At 65.2% G+C, this 14,576-nt stretch carries 17 protein-coding genes; 12 read left to right on the top strand and 5 right to left on the bottom strand.

The features are described 5' to 3' along the window. Positions 1-135: 135 nt before the first annotated feature. Positions 136-1,302 carry a tyrosine-type recombinase/integrase gene (locus ACLBWX_RS01085; protein WP_447675247.1) on the bottom strand — a complete coding sequence of 389 codons (1,167 nt, stop codon included), beginning with the start codon at positions 1,300-1,302 and terminating at the stop codon, positions 136-138. A gap of 749 nt (positions 1,303-2,051) precedes the next feature. Between ACLBWX_RS01085 and ACLBWX_RS01080 the strand changes: the two genes are divergently transcribed. The 4 genes from ACLBWX_RS01080 (at position 2,052) to ACLBWX_RS01065 (ending at position 5,911) form a co-directional block, all read left to right on the top strand. Continuing rightward, on the top strand, positions 2,052-2,342 hold the full coding sequence (locus ACLBWX_RS01080; protein ID WP_447675246.1) for a hypothetical protein: 291 nt from the start codon (positions 2,052-2,054) through the stop codon (positions 2,340-2,342). Positions 2,343-2,662: 320 nt separating this feature from the next. Continuing rightward, a complete protein-coding gene (locus ACLBWX_RS01075; RefSeq protein WP_447675245.1) occupies positions 2,663-3,244 on the top strand; it encodes a protein phosphatase CheZ in 582 nt (193 codons plus the stop codon). Between the two features lie 31 nt (positions 3,245-3,275). Then, positions 3,276-4,328 carry an HD domain-containing phosphohydrolase gene (locus ACLBWX_RS01070; RefSeq protein ID WP_447675244.1) on the top strand — a complete coding sequence of 351 codons (1,053 nt, stop codon included), beginning with the start codon at positions 3,276-3,278 and terminating at the stop codon, positions 4,326-4,328. A 2-nt stretch (positions 4,329-4,330) separates the two neighbouring features. Continuing rightward, positions 4,331-5,911: a sensor domain-containing diguanylate cyclase gene (locus tag ACLBWX_RS01065; protein WP_447675243.1), complete on the top strand. Its 1,581-nt coding sequence runs from the start codon at positions 4,331-4,333 to the stop codon at positions 5,909-5,911. Between the two features lie 576 nt (positions 5,912-6,487). Here the strand turns inward: ACLBWX_RS01065 and ACLBWX_RS01060 are convergent. The 3 genes from ACLBWX_RS01060 to ACLBWX_RS01050 all read right to left on the bottom strand — a co-directional run bounded on the left by ACLBWX_RS01060 (position 6,488) and on the right by ACLBWX_RS01050 (position 8,699). Then, on the bottom strand, positions 6,488-6,727 hold the full coding sequence (locus ACLBWX_RS01060; RefSeq protein ID WP_447675242.1) for a DUF6894 family protein: 240 nt from the start codon (positions 6,725-6,727) through the stop codon (positions 6,488-6,490). A gap of 166 nt (positions 6,728-6,893) precedes the next feature. Then, positions 6,894-7,613 carry a Crp/Fnr family transcriptional regulator gene (locus ACLBWX_RS01055; protein WP_447675241.1) on the bottom strand — a complete coding sequence of 240 codons (720 nt, stop codon included), beginning with the start codon at positions 7,611-7,613 and terminating at the stop codon, positions 6,894-6,896. A gap of 948 nt (positions 7,614-8,561) precedes the next feature. Further along, on the bottom strand, positions 8,562-8,699 hold the full coding sequence (locus ACLBWX_RS01050) for a hypothetical protein (RefSeq protein WP_447675240.1): 138 nt from the start codon (positions 8,697-8,699) through the stop codon (positions 8,562-8,564). Between the two features lie 113 nt (positions 8,700-8,812). On the opposite strand from ACLBWX_RS01050, the gene ACLBWX_RS01045 reads away from it, so the two are divergent. Then, a complete protein-coding gene (locus ACLBWX_RS01045) occupies positions 8,813-9,058 on the top strand; it encodes a hypothetical protein (protein ID WP_447675239.1) in 246 nt (81 codons plus the stop codon). A 305-nt stretch (positions 9,059-9,363) separates the two neighbouring features. On the opposite strand, the gene ACLBWX_RS01040 is transcribed toward ACLBWX_RS01045, so the two are convergent. Further along, on the bottom strand, positions 9,364-10,152 hold the full coding sequence (locus ACLBWX_RS01040; protein WP_447675238.1) for a hypothetical protein: 789 nt from the start codon (positions 10,150-10,152) through the stop codon (positions 9,364-9,366). A gap of 16 nt (positions 10,153-10,168) precedes the next feature. On the opposite strand from ACLBWX_RS01040, the gene ACLBWX_RS01035 reads away from it, so the two are divergent. From ACLBWX_RS01035 to ACLBWX_RS01005, 7 genes are all read left to right on the top strand, one after another. Then, positions 10,169-10,339: a hypothetical protein gene (locus ACLBWX_RS01035; RefSeq protein WP_447675237.1), complete on the top strand. Its 171-nt coding sequence runs from the start codon at positions 10,169-10,171 to the stop codon at positions 10,337-10,339. Between the two features lie 657 nt (positions 10,340-10,996). Then, positions 10,997-11,302 carry a hypothetical protein gene (locus ACLBWX_RS01030; RefSeq protein ID WP_447675236.1) on the top strand — a complete coding sequence of 102 codons (306 nt, stop codon included), beginning with the start codon at positions 10,997-10,999 and terminating at the stop codon, positions 11,300-11,302. A 4-nt stretch (positions 11,303-11,306) separates the two neighbouring features. Next, entirely contained in the window at positions 11,307-11,579 is a 273-nt protein-coding gene (locus ACLBWX_RS01025) for a hypothetical protein (protein ID WP_447675235.1), read from the top strand. A 118-nt stretch (positions 11,580-11,697) separates the two neighbouring features. Then, positions 11,698-12,114 (top strand): hypothetical protein, encoded by a 417-nt coding sequence (locus tag ACLBWX_RS01020; protein WP_447675234.1) that lies wholly within the window; start codon positions 11,698-11,700, stop codon positions 12,112-12,114. A 338-nt stretch (positions 12,115-12,452) separates the two neighbouring features. Further along, positions 12,453-13,769: a tyrosine-type recombinase/integrase gene (locus ACLBWX_RS01015; protein WP_447675233.1), complete on the top strand. Its 1,317-nt coding sequence runs from the start codon at positions 12,453-12,455 to the stop codon at positions 13,767-13,769. Between the two features lie 134 nt (positions 13,770-13,903). Next, positions 13,904-14,182, top strand: coding sequence for a hypothetical protein (locus ACLBWX_RS01010; RefSeq protein WP_447675232.1), 279 nt, complete (start codon positions 13,904-13,906; stop codon positions 14,180-14,182). A 175-nt stretch (positions 14,183-14,357) separates the two neighbouring features. After that, the gene (locus ACLBWX_RS01005) at positions 14,358-14,576 is read left to right on the top strand and encodes a hypothetical protein (protein WP_447675231.1); all 219 of its coding nucleotides are present in this window, start codon (positions 14,358-14,360) and stop codon (positions 14,574-14,576) included.

Below are 14,576 nucleotides of genomic sequence, written 5' to 3'. Positions count from 1 at the left end.
AACCCGTGACCAGCAGCATTCCCGTTGTGCCCGCATCAGCGCCAGCGTCGGTGCCCCACATCCGGAAGGCAGTAGCTTCGACCCCTTGGTGTGCACCGGAGCGTCGCGTTGGAAGCGGAGAGGGCTTCTGCCTGATCAACTGATCGACTGCGCGATGATGAGAACGTGCGCGGCCCACCGGTCCAGCGCGTCACGCTTCTCAGTGGCGTAGCTCGCTCGGTTGTAGACGCCTGCCACGCCGGCCTTGTGGCCGGATACATGGTTCAGCACAGCCTCAACGACGTGTGGCAGCACCCTTAGGTTGGCCATGCCGGTGGCGGCTGTCCTCCGGAGGTCGTGGAGGACCCACGCTGTGGAGATGCCCGTTCGCGCATCCAGTTCCGCCTTGGCCTTGCTGAACCCTGAGAAGCCGCCAGCCCGTTGGCCGAATAGAAGGTTTCTTCCCTCTCGCACTGGCACCGAGCCCAAGATCGACAGTGCTGCGGCTGACAGGGGAATGTCGTGGCGTCGGTTGTTCTTCGTTCGCTCCGATGGCAGCGACCACGCTGCGCCCTGGAGGTCCAGCTCACTCCACCGAATGCCAGCGACTTCCTCCCGCCTTTGCCCTGTCAAAATGAGCAACTGGACGATGCGGCCGAAATCACCGTCGTCGCAGGCAAGCCATATCGCACGCAGCTCGGCGTCGGTGAGCGTGCGCTCACGGAAAATCTCAGCCGCGGCTTTGTTGGTGCCGATCACGGGGTTAATTTCCGTAAGACCCTCTCCAGCAGCCCAGCTGAAGAATGCTGAAAGCGCAGCCCTTGCGCGGTTGGAGGCGAAGGGGCCGGATTTGGCTGCGATCTCGCTCAGCAACGTGGCTACCTGCGCACGCTTGATGTCGGCCAACGGCAGCGCGTGCAACGTCTTCGATTGGACGTCGAGGTAGCGTTTCACGTCGCCGAAGCTCGACGCACGAAGACGGCTTTCAGCGCGCGCGAGGTAGCGCGGGAGGACGCTACCGAACGTGACAGCCGACCGTGCCTTGGCTGCCTCCCGCTCTGCAGTGACGTCCACCCCAAGAGTGACGTTGGCGATCCGCTTCGCCGCCTCTAAGCGCGCCGTGGCGAGCGGGATCGCGCTCACTGTGCCCAGGGTGAAGACTGAGGACTTGCCGCCTTTCCGAGGCGGCTGCACAACCCAATAGGCGCTCCCGCTCGCGCGCAGTCGAACACCAAGGCCGTGACACTCGGTATCCCAAACCTTCCGCTCGGATTGCCCCGGCTCAAGTGCCAGGGCGGCGACGCTGGTTTTGGTGAACTTCACAAGGTTCTCGGAGGAAGCGCGACGGGCCACGGATCGTCTCTGGGCTGGGCTGGGCCGCAACTGGGCTGCAGCAATAGGTATCACGGCCGAAGCATCCTGGCTGCCCCTGATGCCAAAACTCAGCGGGCCCAACCAGAAAGCAATTTCTTGGCAGAGACTTACGCCGATATGGGCGTCCGGCTGATCGCTTCTGAATGCGCCTGAACATTCAACACCGGTTTCTCTTAATCAGCGGGTCCAAGGTTCGAACCCTTGTGCACCCACCAAACTTCCCGGTGTCCTTTAAGCCTCTGTGCCTCAGTCGTTTGGCGCTCGGACCTCGTTGAGGCGGCTCACCGCCCCGGCCTTATTTCCCGTATGCATCCGCTTCGATGGACTTGCCCGGGCCGTCTCGATCTACGATCATGGTCTTGAAAGTACTGATATCCTGATCAATCGATCGCTGGGTCGTCAGTGACGAGGATCTCCGTGATCCAATGATCTGGGCCGCCGATTGCGGGTTCGGCCAAGTCGAACGCACGCATTTCTTGAAAAAATGCCCACCCTTGTGGGCGGGTTCAAGTTCGGCTTCGGAGCGGGATCACGCGGCGCGCACCGTGGCGAGAAAGCCATCGACCTCGGTGGACTTTGTCGCCACCTTCGCGAACGTGCTGAGCTGCTTGGCATCGTCCGAGGTCGGTCTGCCTCTCGGCCCGTCCGCGCCCAAGGGCGGCGTGAGGGCGGTCCGCGCGGGATCTCCGTCCTGACGGATGTCGGCAGCAGCCCATAACCATGCGGACAAGGCGGCTCTGCGCTTCGCTCAGCCCTTCGTCGGACGCTGTGATATCCGATCGTCCCGACCCCTGCGGTCGGTGACGCCTCTGGGTGATCTGGCAGAACTGCCCGGCGACATCGCGGGTGTGCCGAACGCCGCCGAGGAGAGGGCTGCTGCCAGCAGCGAGGGGCTGGGCGCAGCCTCCGAGTCATCGCGCCAGACCGCGCGCCTGACCGCCGAGGTCGCTCTCTTTCTTTCGACCGCACCCGCTGCTGAACAACTGTGATCCCGCGGTGCGAAGCCGGCTGGATCTGAAGATGTATTCCACAGATATTCTGTAAGAATTCCGATCCGATATACGAAGATACGATTTCTATTTCAATGGATGGCAATTTTGCGGCCGATCGACTTGGGCCGCGCCATGATTATTCCCCGATCCGGGCAGGACGCTGCACAATCGGATAGATTTGACAAATTTAATATTGGATCAATGACAATCAGGAAAGGAAAGTTGACCCTTTCGAATAGACATTTTTAAATTCCGATTTGCTTAATGTATCCGGGTCATCCTGACTGGATGAGTAACGCCGATCAGCGACACCCATCATGACCAAAAGTCCGGGCACGCCCGCGTTCCTCGAAGAGCAGACCGCTCTCCTGCAGCACCATCTCGTCTCGATCTCGGAGGCGATCGTGAAGACGCGTCGGGAGATCGCCGAACTGCGTCAGGAGCAGGAGGCCGGGCGCACCCGCGACGAGCTTCATGCGGTCGTCCACAGCACCGAGCAGGCCACCAACACCATTCTCACGGCAGCGGAGACCGTCGACACGCTCGCCCGCGGCATCGCCGCCCGAACGGAGCACGCGGCGACCCTTGCGGATGCCGAGGCGATCCAGGCGCAGATGCGGACCGTCTTCGAGGCCTGCAACTTCCAGGACCTGACCGGGCAGCGCATTTCCAAGGTGGTGCGCACCGTCGTCCTGGTCGAGGAGCGCGTGGCCGAGATGCTGCGTCTGTGGGCCGGATCGGCCGAGACGTCCGCGGCGGCCAAGCCTATCGCGAATCGGCCGCCCGCGCCTGGGGCGGAGACGCGTCGGCGCGGCGCGGAAGACGGGCTCCTGAACGGCCCCGCCCTACCGGGTACGGCGGCCGTCTCCCAGGATGCCGTCGACGCGATGTTCGGCTGAGGTTGCGCAGGTGGTCATGCAGAGGGGCTGCATGCTCGTGATCACGGACGATGCCGGACGCAGCGCCGGTCTGGCGCGGGACTTGGCCGCCGGCGCGCCGTTCGCGCTGCTCGACCTCCACGATCCGTCGATCCCGACCGAACCCGCCTCAACCCTTCTCGTCGATGTCCTCGATCTGCGCCCGGACACGGCCGCCCGCCTACGCCGGGTTCTCACGCAGATGCAGGGCGGCGCGCCTCTGGTCGTCCTGCTGCACAAGGACGATCCGCGCGGGCGCATGCAGGCCCTGGCGCTCGGGGCGACCCGGACGCTCTGCCCGCCCTTCGACATTCCCCGCCTGCGCGCGTCCCTGGCGCAGTCGGCGGTCGCCCCGGACGCCGAACCCATACCCTTGTGCGCCCTCCAGGTGGCCTGCCAGGCACGCAGCTTCCTCACGACCGTGTTCGTGCCGGACCGGCCGTTCACCCCGACCGTCGTCGACACCGGCAGCGCCTTCATCGAGCAGGCGATCCAAGAGACCGGCATCCGCGATTGGATCCGGGCCGTGCGCCGCTTCGACGACATCACCCACCAGCACTGCCTGCTCGTCGCCGGCCTCGCCGCGGCCTTCGGCCAGGCCCTCGGTCTCGGCGAGCAGGAATGCCACCGCCTGACCCGGGCCGCGCTCCTTCACGACGTCGGCAAGATCCACGTCCCCACCGCGATCCTGAAGAAGCCGGGCAGGCTCGACGCCAACGAGATGGCGGTGATGAAGCGTCATCCGGAGATCGGACACGCCATGCTGACCGGCCAGGGCTTCCATCCGGAGGTGCTGCAGGTCGTGCGCTCCCATCACGAGATGCTCGATGGCTCAGGCTACCCCGACAAGCTCAAGGCGGTCGACATCCCCGACCTCGTGCGGGTGCTGACCGTCTGCGATATCTATGCGGCCCTGATCGAGCGGCGGCCCTACAAGGCGCCGATGGCGAGCGGGAAGGCCTTCGCGATCCTGGAGAGCATGACGGGGCGCCTCGACGCCACCATCGTCGATGCCTTCCGGCCGGTCGCCGCCGGCTTCATCCCGCGCTTCCCGCAGGATGCATGAGCGTGTTCGCGCGATTTCTGCATCGCTGCATTCGCTCTCCCCGCACCTGGATCGGGCTCGGCATTCTCGTCCCGGTCGGCATGGTGGCGGTCTGCTCGGTGATGCTGCTGCAACTGCGCCGGGATGCGTGGGACAAGGCCGAGCAGACCGCGAAGAACCTGCTCACGGTGATCGAGCGCGACATCGACCGCAACATCGAGATCATCGACCGGGCCTTGGAGAGCCTCGTCGAGAACCTCACGATGTACGATCTCGAAGAACTCAGCCCGAAGTTCCGCCAGCGCATCCTGTTCGACGGCGCCGTCAATGCCAGGGATCTCAACGCGCTGCTGGTCCTCGACCAGTACGGCAATTGCATCTACGACGCCGCCGGCTGGCCGGCCCGATCGTTCAACAACGCCGATCGTGCCTACTTCAAGGCGCATCAGGCCAATCCCGATCTCGGGCTTGGCATCAGTCAACCCATGATGTCCCGGTCCGTGGGAAAGCCGGTCGTCGTCCTCAGTCGCCGCACGGGCCTGCCCGGGGGCTCATTCAGCGGGATCGTCCTCGGCAGCCTGTCCCTGTCCTACTTCGATCGCCTGTTCGCGCATCTCGAGCTCGGGCAAGCCGGCACGATCAACCTCTTCCTCGGCGACGGCACCCGTATCGTGCGCTATCCCGAGCCCGATCCCGGAGCACCGCCCAACTTCGCGAACGCACCGAACTTCCTGCGCTTCCAGCGCGAGGGCCGCGGCAGCTTCGTCGCCGCAACGCAAACCGACGGAATCGAGCGCCTCTACAGCTTCACCAGGGTCGGCACCCTGCCGCTCATCCTGAACGTCGCGCTCTCGACCCGTGAAATCGAGGCGGAGTGGCGGTCCAGGGCCCTGGTGATCGGCACACTCGTCCTGGCCCTGTGCGGGATCACGGTCGGGCTCTCGCTCCTCGTCGCCTGGGAGCTCGAGCGGCGCAACGCGGCCGAGGCCGAACTGGCGGATGAGTCGCGCACCGATGCCCTGACCGGCCTGCCCAATCGGCGCGCCTTCGAGGAGGCGTTCGAGCGCGCCTGGGCCGACGCACGCAGGCGTCGCGCTCCCCTCGCGCTCCTCGTCATCGATGCCGACCACTTCAAGGGCTACAACGACCGGTACGGTCATGCCGGCGGCGACCGCGTGCTTCGGGCGCTCGCCGGGGCTTTCTCCGCGTGTGCTCAACGGCCGGGCGACCTCGTCGCCCGGGTCGGCGGCGAGGAGTTCACCCACCTTCTCGCCGACATCGACCCCGAGGACGCGGCGCAGCTCGCCGAGCAAGTGCACGCGGCCGTCGCACGCCTGGTCGTCGCGGCGAACGGCACCGATGTCGGGCGGATCACGGTCAGCATCGGGCTCGCGTTCGCCCTGCCGCGCCTGGGCGGGAGCCCGGCCGATCTCTTCCGCCTGGCCGACGCCGCCCTCTACGCGGCCAAGGCGATGGGCCGGAACCGGACGTGCTATGCGGTGATGGGTATGGACGGTGCCGAGATCTTTCGGTCAAGTCCGCAGCTGGACATCGAACCTGTCCCGACCACCGTGCGCTCGGACGTCGTTCCTCTCGTCGCCTGACGGGTTCCATCGGCACGGCGCCGAGCTCGCTCCGAGCCGTCCCGTCCCGATGATCGCTTCGGTGAAGCCCGTCGCCTGTGGCCACAGCGCCGTGGCCTTCAACGGCTCGGCTGCCGCCGCGACCTGGACGTCCGCCTCGGCGCCCTGCCGGCGAGCCGCCTGGAGTACCGTGAGGCGAATGCGGGCCTCGGCGACCTCGACGACGAGCCTCGCAGCCGGGTCACCGTGACTTCGCTATCTTGCGAGCGCTACCAGCATCGCCCACCGACTCCGGCTCTCGAGAAACGAACCTGACCGTTCGTCTGGGCCGGGCCCGGTGAAAGGCTGTTGCGTGTCGGTGATCATCGGCCGGCCGGAACCCCGGATCCGAGAGGGGACCAAGCGCAGAATGCAGGAGGCTGGGTGGGCCGGGACGAGGGTACGAGACCGGGACCCGCGCAGTAAGGAAGGCGAGTCAGGACCAAATTCGGAGAGGCGCTTCGGGTAGGCACGTACCAAGGACTGTCCTGGATCGCCGAGACGCACTCAAGCAGCTCGGAGGCGCGAGCCTCAGCATCATGCTATGAGCGCCGGAGACTAGGTCGCCAGCCAAGTTCCCGTGAAGGAGACGACCGCGGAGTAAATCGCCCGGCCCGTTTCGTCGCGCACCGTCAAACTGAAACGTTGGATATCGCCGCCTCCGGGAGCTTCCTCCGAGGCGACGAGGGGCAGGAACTTCTTGGCCTCTTCCACGGCCTCCGATGGCCCGGGAAATTCCATTCCTTCTTCATCACGCATCGAGCTGGTATCGGTGACGTCAAAGAAAAATCGAGGCATTCAACTCTGCGAACCCATAGAGCTTAGATTTGTGCATTTAAAGATGTGTTCAAATCAACGTCCGGACCATTCCATGAATCAGAATTGCGCCGTTTTGTCAAATCTGATTTTCAAGCAGGATATATATTTACAAATCGAAGACAATATATGGTCATGCAAACATACATCACGCTCGTGAGTATGAACTGTTTAAGTAATTTGCACTGAATCCGGCATAGTTCTGTAGAGCCTGCGGATCGGGGATCGATACTCGCTTGCTCCTGATTTCGATCAGGCCGGTCCCACGAAGTTTCTGAAGTGTGCGATTTACATGGACTCCCGACAGGCCAAGGGTATCCGCAAAATCCGCTTGCGTGATCGGCCAGTCAAAACTGTTTCTCGATGTTAGTCCGACCAAGCCGAGGCGGGCCAGCAATTCGCAGAAGAGATGGGCGGCCTGCTTCTCTGCTGAGGGGCGACGCTTGCGCACGACCCATTCACGGAGGATGGCCTCATCGAGAGACGCGGCCCATCGTAAGGCGCGACCCAGGGTCGGATGGGTCGTGATGCAATCGTCGAGGACTTCCCGGCGAATGAGCGCGACCTCGCACGCACCGAACGTGCTGATGGAATGATCGATGCCGCCGAACAGCGGCATGTTGAGGTCGCAGACATCGCCCGGGATCAGATAGGCGAAGATCGCCCGCGTGCCGTCGGGGAGGATCTTGTAACGGCAGGCGATGCCTCTCTGAATGATGTGAACGTTCTCCGAGACAGACGCCTCTAGGATCAGTGTCGCACGAGGTTCGATGACGCGTGTGTTGGATGTCAGGCTGACGAGTGCCGTCTTATCACTGTCGCTGAGCGCAAAACGACTTTCGAGCTTTTGGATGAGATGATTTGCCATATCCGCCGGACCGTTGACGACACACAGATTTCGAAACTTAACGGAAGTTACCGATTTCCATCAATTTATCATCATTTTATTCGAGATGAATATTCAAATGTTACAAAATCTGGATTCATAGCTGTGGATTTTTGCGAAAAATAGGAAAACTACCTCATTCCATGAGCATCAACTCCGGGCGTCGACTTTTGAACACTACGTACTTGACCGCGCGAATCTTTGCGGGAGCTGTCTGCGACCCGCGAGATCACCCAAAGAGGCTCGTTCGGCGGTCCCTCGGCACGCGCCGATGGGGTCTCGGGCGAGACGAATGCGGCGCAGATATCCTTTCGGTGCAGCCGGTCATCGGTGCACCCCCACGGCCGCGACGTGATCAGAGACGACCGCGAGAAACACGGTTCGGAGGAGGTGATTTCGGCGCCGTGAAGGCTGGCGCGCGGCCTCCCGAGTCCGGATCGAACCATCAGTCTGGCGTCTCCGTCATCGCGCGGAGGCGCAGACGCGGTGGGATCGCTGATCGCGGCGTTGATGATCCTATGAGACTTCGCTCACGCGCGACGTCACCGCAACGCTGCGAGGCGACGGCGGGCAAGGAGCGCGTTCAGCGCATCCCGGGTCGCGAGAGGAGGCGACGCCGCCTGCGAGATCGCGCGCCTTGCGCCGGAACGGGGACAAGCTCCGGTGCCCATGGCGATGTCGGCCCGGGCCGACACCGGCCTAACCGCGGGGGAAGCTGCTCGCCCCACTGCAACGTCGATCCCGACCGGTTCCACGTTCTGAGCCGCGGCGCGGCACCTCGCGCAAATTGCTGACGAGCATCCGCTCCATCCGAGAGCCCCCCGCGGACGAGGGCGGCAGCCCCACGGGTCGCGGCGACCACGGATCGGCAGACCATCAGCGGTGCGCTTGCACGCGATCCTGGTGCGCGCGGCGCCGAGCGCGACCGCGTTACTCGCTTCTGCCGCCCTTCTTGTCGCGTTCGGCCTGGGCGGACGAGGCGGTGCGCGGGTTCGCCTTGCCGTCGTGAACGGCCTTTGCGTTCGCCTCCTTGGCCGCCTCGCTGCCGTGGCTTTTCTTCTCGGTCATGGTCATTTCCCGTGTGGCGCACCGAGGACTTCGCGCGTGAGGGTGCAACGGTTAAGCCTGCGCCGACGTTTCCCGTCGCGGCCCCCAACATCCGAGGGCCATGGGAGCAGATCATGCTGGTACGTTTTGGGTTGAGCCTCATCCTCGCGGCGGCTGCGGCCAGCGCTGCCATGGCGGCACCGATGTCCGACGAGGACAAGGCCGCCCTGCAGCTGCAATGCGCCGGCGACTTCACGACCTTCTGCGCCGGCCTGCCGCCCGAGGACGGCCCCGAGACGCAGGCCTGCTTCCAAAAGAACATGTCGAAACTCTCGCCCGGCTGCCAGAACGCAATTCAGGCCTACAAAAAGAAGGGCTGAAGCCACACCGGGCGGTTTTCGCGAGCTTCCAAGTCCGGAGATGCCGGGCGTTGGAGCTCGCACGTCGGACCGTTGGATCAGGCGTACGACACTCCGCCTGACAGGGTCGCGGTGGAGAGCCGGCGGTCATCCCGGAGATTTCGTTCGATCCTTTCGTCCTGACGACCTCGGAAAGGGCCGCCGCCGTCCGCGGAATACCGGGATCCGACCGGGTCAGGGTGACTCGCCGCTGCGATGTGGGCCGGTCGGGAGCGGCAGGGGCGGCCGACGATCTCCTACTTCCCAGCCCTCCCGACAGCCGTCGGTCACTGGTCGCGACGGCGGCGGAACCAGCGCCGGAGGCCGATCGTCAGGGCGGCGGCGAGGACGATGAGGCCGAGGCCGGGATGCAGGAGCGCGGCCGCCTGGAACAGGACGAACACGCCGACGACGACCATCCAGGGCCTCATCGCGAGCGCGTCAGCCGCATCCGTCGTTTGCGCGGGGACCGGTCGCGGCGCCGGGGGCTGGCGACCGATGGGTGGGACGACGCGCCGGTCGGCCGCGCCCGCCGCGCCGCGGGCCGCTTCGGCCCGGGCGGCGTCCGCCTCGACCAGCAGCGGATCGGGGCGTGGGCCGGGCTGCTCCGCCGGAACCCACCAGCCCGCGCGTGGCGGCATGCCTTGCGCGGAGCGCACGCGGAATGCGGTGACCCGGGGCTGCGCCCGCTTCGGCTGCGCTCCGTGCCGCTCGGCGAGCCTTCTGGCTTGCGCCACCAGGGGCGTGCCGACCTCGGGTGTGACCATCCGGACGAAGCGGGCGAAGCCGAGGGCGGCGCCGAGCACCGCCCCGTCCGTGCTCCGACCCCAGCGCCGGCCGATCGGCCCATGCCGCTCGATTCCGTGGAGCAGCGCACGAAAGCGGCGCAGGGACTCGCGGGGCACCGCGACCCGCTCGTTGACGGTCAGCCCGGTTACCTCCTGATGGCGTCCCCGCCGCATCACCCGGGTCTTGTCGGGATGCACGGTGAAGCCTTCCTGCGCGACGATCTCGTGCACGTATTTCAGCAGGGGACCGACCTTGGCCGCCGCCTCCCCCGACGCCGAGAAGGTCATGTCGTCGGCGTAGCGGGTGAACGGGCGGCCCGGTCGGGAGTTGATCGATCCGCGCACCGGAGAGCGCGTCGTCCTGCGCGCGTGGCACACGCTGTTCTGGATCCCGATGCAGTATTATTCGGTGCTGCTGCTGCTGCTCGGTGCCCTCGCCGCCCTGATGGCCCACGGCCCCGGACGCGTGGCGTGACGGGCGTCTCGGTCCGGCGCGGGCCGGACCTCGAGGCAGTGAAGTCCAAGCCGTAGACTCCGAGAATGTGGACTTGCCGGCCGCACGTCCGAAGCTCGCCAGCCTCCTGCTCCTCGCGCGGAGGTGCCTCCACGGCTTGCCGGACTCCAATCGCGGACAGGAGGATGACCAACTCGGCGACGTCGAAAAGATCGGGGGCAGCCGCGAATTTTCGACGTGCGCCTCGGGCCGTGACGAACCGGGCCGAACCGGCGCTGGGGAACGCGACGGGGAACGGGCGGAACGCGAGATCAACGGGAGAGGGTCGAAAAGGCGGAGAGGTCGACGCGCAAGGTGGAGCGGGCGATCGGGATCGAACCGACGACATTCAGCTTGGGAAGGTCACCGTCAAAGCTTGAGCCCTGAGGGGTTCGCTAGATCAACTCCCTGCGAGACTTGAAGATTTCCCTCTGAGGCGCGGCGCCTAGTGCCCCTCGGAGACGACGGCCTGCGGCTTTCGCCCGACCGGATCGCACCACCCGCCACCCTATTCACCGGACGATTTCCCGGCAGGAGGCCCCATGCCCCCACGAGACACGAGCTTCCCCGAGGGCAACGACGTGGTCCTCCACAAGGGCCCCTGCACCTCATGTTCCTCCAGCGACGGAATGGCGACCTATGCAGACGGACAACCACGCGGTCCTCGCCCAGGAGGTTCTCCGCCAGGGGCTTGGCCCCCACACCGCGGAGTGGCCCGAGGTCCCCGAAGACCTCCGCCTGTTCCTGGAGGGCTCCTTCCCGGGCCGCTGCTACGCCCCCGCCGAGGAGAACCTGGAGCAGCACCTCGTCTACTCCGGGCAAGCCAACCTCGTGGCCACCCTCCGGGTCATCTTCGAGCAGCAGAAGGCCGAGGCCCTGGCGCTCGACCCCGACGACGACACCGCGCTCTCCGTCGAGCTGGACCATCCAGAGCAGGAGGACTGAGGCCATGTGCTTCGGCGGTGGCTCCAAGAGCACCAACAACGTGAACACCCCCGCCTACGCCGCGACACCCGAGGCCGGCGCGGGGGCCATCCAGCAGGACAGCGTGGCGAGCCCGCAGACCACCTCCAAGGTCCCCGGGCTCTCCGACCGTCCCACGCAGGCTGACATGACGGGCGCCGACCGGCGGACCCAGGGCGTCGGCCTCAACATCACGCGCGTACCGGATGGTGACCTCTACATCGCCACCGGGTCCGCGTACTATTTACTCCACGGGTGAGGCCATGGGAGGCATCTCGCCCGGGCCCAGTGCTGGCGCGGCGGCTGTCTCCACTCTAGCAGCCACCGTTGCGGTCCTCTCGGCCTCGGTCTCGACCATCCCCGCCCCCTCGGACACGATGCCCCCGGCCACGGCGCTGGACGGCATCCAGGGGAGCGCGGTCACCTACGCCCGGGCAGACCACACGCACGCCGCCCGGGTCCAGCGAACCGTAGTCGCGATGGCGGCTGACGGGACCTACACGTGGGTCTTCGCTCGCCCCATCACGGTGCCGAAGGGGAAGCGCCCGGCCATCGCCTACATGGTGGACGACACGGGCACCCCGGTGGCGGTCCAGGTGATCGCCCGGGGCGTGGCGGCCTCACAGGATGGCCTCACCGACATTCACACCTCGGTGACGGTGAAGGCGCAGCGGGCCCAGGTGCTTCCGGCCGCCCTGTTGTCCCTCACCTCCCTCATCAACTTCAACGTCTTCGGCGGCTCCGTTGCGGCGGGGCTCCAAGTCAACCTCTGGGCAGGAGACCCCACACAATGACGCGCTTACCGAGCTGCTGCGCCGGGTGCTCACCAGGGCCCGGAAGGTCTGGCGCATCTCCCTCCCGCAGGAGCCCAACTGGGGCGCCCACCGGCTGGCCAAGGCCGCAACCGATAGCGCGAACCGCCGCTCAATCTCCCGGACTATCTCCCGGAAAGGGTTGGGAAAAGTGGAGCGGGCGATCGGGATCGAACCGACGACATTCAGCTTGGGAAGCTGTTTATTCGATGCCGGTGAGAAATATGAGGCTCCCAAGACGCTGCAGGCCATAGCCTTTTAGCGTCACGTATCTCATACCTAACCCACACCTCCGTGTGAGACGCTGTGTGGGACGGGTTATGGCCAAGGGATCTGATCTCGACAGCACTGCTAAGCGGTCCCGTCTCGCGCCGGCCAAAAACCCCTACTGGATCGGCATTGCTGGTGGCCGGGGTGGGGTGTCGCTCGGCTATCGGAGACCGAAGAGCGGGCCGGGCACGTGGACCGTCAAGCTGGTGCTCGACGGCAACCGCAGGGAGGCTCGTCTGGCACAGGCTGCAGACGCGGGGGCCGCGCCGGATGCATTGAGTTACCCCGCAGCCGTCACCGCGGCGATGGCATGGGCGCGGCAGCAGCTCGAGCTTCAGGAACGCCAACAGGCCGGCGCGGAGCCAGAGCAGCCGCTGACCGTCGCTAAAGCAATGGACGCGTATGCCGACGCCCATGAGGCGCGGAAGGCGACACCGCGGAACTACATGCGTGGCACGCTCAAGAAGCACGTCCACGCTGACGCGGCCTTCGCGACCATCCCGATGTCGAAGCTCACCGCGGAGGCGATACTGGCCTGGCGTCGACGGCTTGCTCCCAATCTCTCGAAGCGCTCCGTGAACTGGATCTTGACTGTCACTCGAGCCGGGCTGAACCATGCGCTCAGCACGAACCGAAGGTCGCTGCCCGCGACCCTAGCGGCCGAGATCAAAGTCGGCACCAAGGCGCTGCCGGGCGACACGAACGCCCGCAAGCAGGTGCTGCCCGATGCCGATGTCCGACGCTTGGTCGACGCCGCCTTCGCAGTCGACGAGACCGGTGATTTCGGCCGCCTCATCCTCGTGATGGCTGCGACAGGAGCCCGGTTCTCCCAGGTTGCCCGCATCAGGGTTGGTGACGTTCAGGCGGCGCGCTCGCGGATCATGGTGCCGCCGGCGCGGAAGGGGCAAGAGGCTAAGGCTCCTGCACCGATCGCCGTCCCTGTCGGTGAGGATGTCATTGCTCGCCTACAGCCTGCTCTCGCTGGCAGGCGTGGCCACGAGCCTCTGCTGCTGCACTGGCACCACGCAAAGAAGAAGGGGTCGGTGGCGTGGGTGCCAGTCGAGCGCCAGACGTGGCCTGAAGCCACAACAGCACGTCGACATTGGATCCTGGCCCGCGCTGAAGCAGGGCTTCCGGACACTACGGTGATGCTGTGCCTTCGCCACAGCTCCATCGTGCGAGGGCTCAGTGCAGGCCTGCCGGTGCGCCTCGTCGCGGCGCTGCATGACACAAGCGTCGAGATGATCGAGCAACACTATTCGGCCTACATCGTCGATGCCACCGAAGAGCTCGCTCGCCGGGCAATCACACCACTTGCTCCCGTAGAAGTCATACCGCTTCGCGTAGTCGGCGAGGTAGAGGCCTAATGCCTAAACGTGTGGTCGCTCGAACCAAGCTGACAAAGAACGGATGCGTTAAAGGACGTCCCGTGAATGGTCGCGGCCCTGTGAAGATCGAGCCGAAGCTGCGGCGATACCTTGTGGGCTGGAAACGTCCAAGGATGATCGAGGACCCGGTCACTGGAGAGGAGGTCCGCCCGGATGAACCGTTGAGGCCGATCTATGAAGTTCGAGAGGTTCGTCGCGGGCGGCCGCCGGTAAAGCGATCCGAGGCCTTGCTTGGCATCGTTGATGCGGTTGTCGCGTTCGGCAAAGCCGGGAGCGCCAAGGCGGAGGCCACCGCCTCAGAGCTGAAGATCGACACGATTAAGCGAAAACGTAGACGCGTCAGAAATCCAAAAAAGACCGAGAAACTTTCGGCAATAAAATCAACAAAATGAACAGCTTATGATTATTTTTTAGCCCCTCTTTTTCGTACACCTCCACTGCATGAAGTTCGCTTCACCAACGTGGAGGAGAGACATGCGACAAATTAGAGGAGCGGCTCACGCACCGGCGACTGCAGCGAAGACATCGTCTGTCGACCCAAATTGGGGAGCGATCCCACACCATCAGATGACGCCGGCCAGCCGCATCGCCGGTGTCTCGGAAGGCTCGCTGTATCGAGCCGCCGAAGAAGGCCGATTGAAGCTGGTTCGCTTGGCCGGCCGTACCCTGGTGGAAACGGAGAGCCTCAAGGCCTTCATCGCCAGTGCCCAACCTTGGACGCCTTCAGACCGCGGCGCGGCAGGACGAGCCAAGCGTGCCGAAGCCGCTCGTGCGGCGCTGCGTTGA

The organism is Methylobacterium sp. M6A4_1b (assembly GCF_053345175.1).
Note: the sequence above shows the minus strand (reverse complement) of the source record. Positions and strands in the feature narration are given on the sequence as shown.

Bases quoted from the DNA above. Each gene is read 5' to 3' on its own strand.
- ACLBWX_RS01070 (WP_447675244.1), top strand. From the start codon at position 3,276: ATGCTCGTGATCACGGACGATGCCGGACGCAGCGCCGGTCTGGCGCGG.
- ACLBWX_RS01080 (WP_447675246.1), top strand. From the start codon at position 2,052: ATGTCGGCAGCAGCCCATAACCATGCGGACAAGGCGGCTCTGCGCTTC.
- ACLBWX_RS01060 (WP_447675242.1), bottom strand. From the start codon at position 6,727: ATGCCTCGATTTTTCTTTGACGTCACCGATACCAGCTCGATGCGTGAT.
- ACLBWX_RS01050 (WP_447675240.1), bottom strand. From the start codon at position 8,699: ATGACCGAGAAGAAAAGCCACGGCAGCGAGGCGGCCAAGGAGGCGAAC.
- ACLBWX_RS01075 (WP_447675245.1), top strand. From the start codon at position 2,663: ATGACCAAAAGTCCGGGCACGCCCGCGTTCCTCGAAGAGCAGACCGCT.
- ACLBWX_RS01055 (WP_447675241.1), bottom strand. From the start codon at position 7,613: ATGGCAAATCATCTCATCCAAAAGCTCGAAAGTCGTTTTGCGCTCAGC.
- ACLBWX_RS01015 (WP_447675233.1), top strand. From the start codon at position 12,453: ATGGCCAAGGGATCTGATCTCGACAGCACTGCTAAGCGGTCCCGTCTC.
- ACLBWX_RS01005 (WP_447675231.1), top strand. From the start codon at position 14,358: ATGACGCCGGCCAGCCGCATCGCCGGTGTCTCGGAAGGCTCGCTGTAT.
- ACLBWX_RS01020 (WP_447675234.1), top strand. From the start codon at position 11,698: ATGCCCCCGGCCACGGCGCTGGACGGCATCCAGGGGAGCGCGGTCACC.
- ACLBWX_RS01040 (WP_447675238.1), bottom strand. From the start codon at position 10,152: ATGACCTTCTCGGCGTCGGGGGAGGCGGCGGCCAAGGTCGGTCCCCTG.
- ACLBWX_RS01010 (WP_447675232.1), top strand. From the start codon at position 13,904: ATGATCGAGGACCCGGTCACTGGAGAGGAGGTCCGCCCGGATGAACCG.
- ACLBWX_RS01030 (WP_447675236.1), top strand. From the start codon at position 10,997: ATGCAGACGGACAACCACGCGGTCCTCGCCCAGGAGGTTCTCCGCCAG.
- ACLBWX_RS01045 (WP_447675239.1), top strand. From the start codon at position 8,813: ATGCTGGTACGTTTTGGGTTGAGCCTCATCCTCGCGGCGGCTGCGGCC.
- ACLBWX_RS01025 (WP_447675235.1), top strand. From the start codon at position 11,307: ATGTGCTTCGGCGGTGGCTCCAAGAGCACCAACAACGTGAACACCCCC.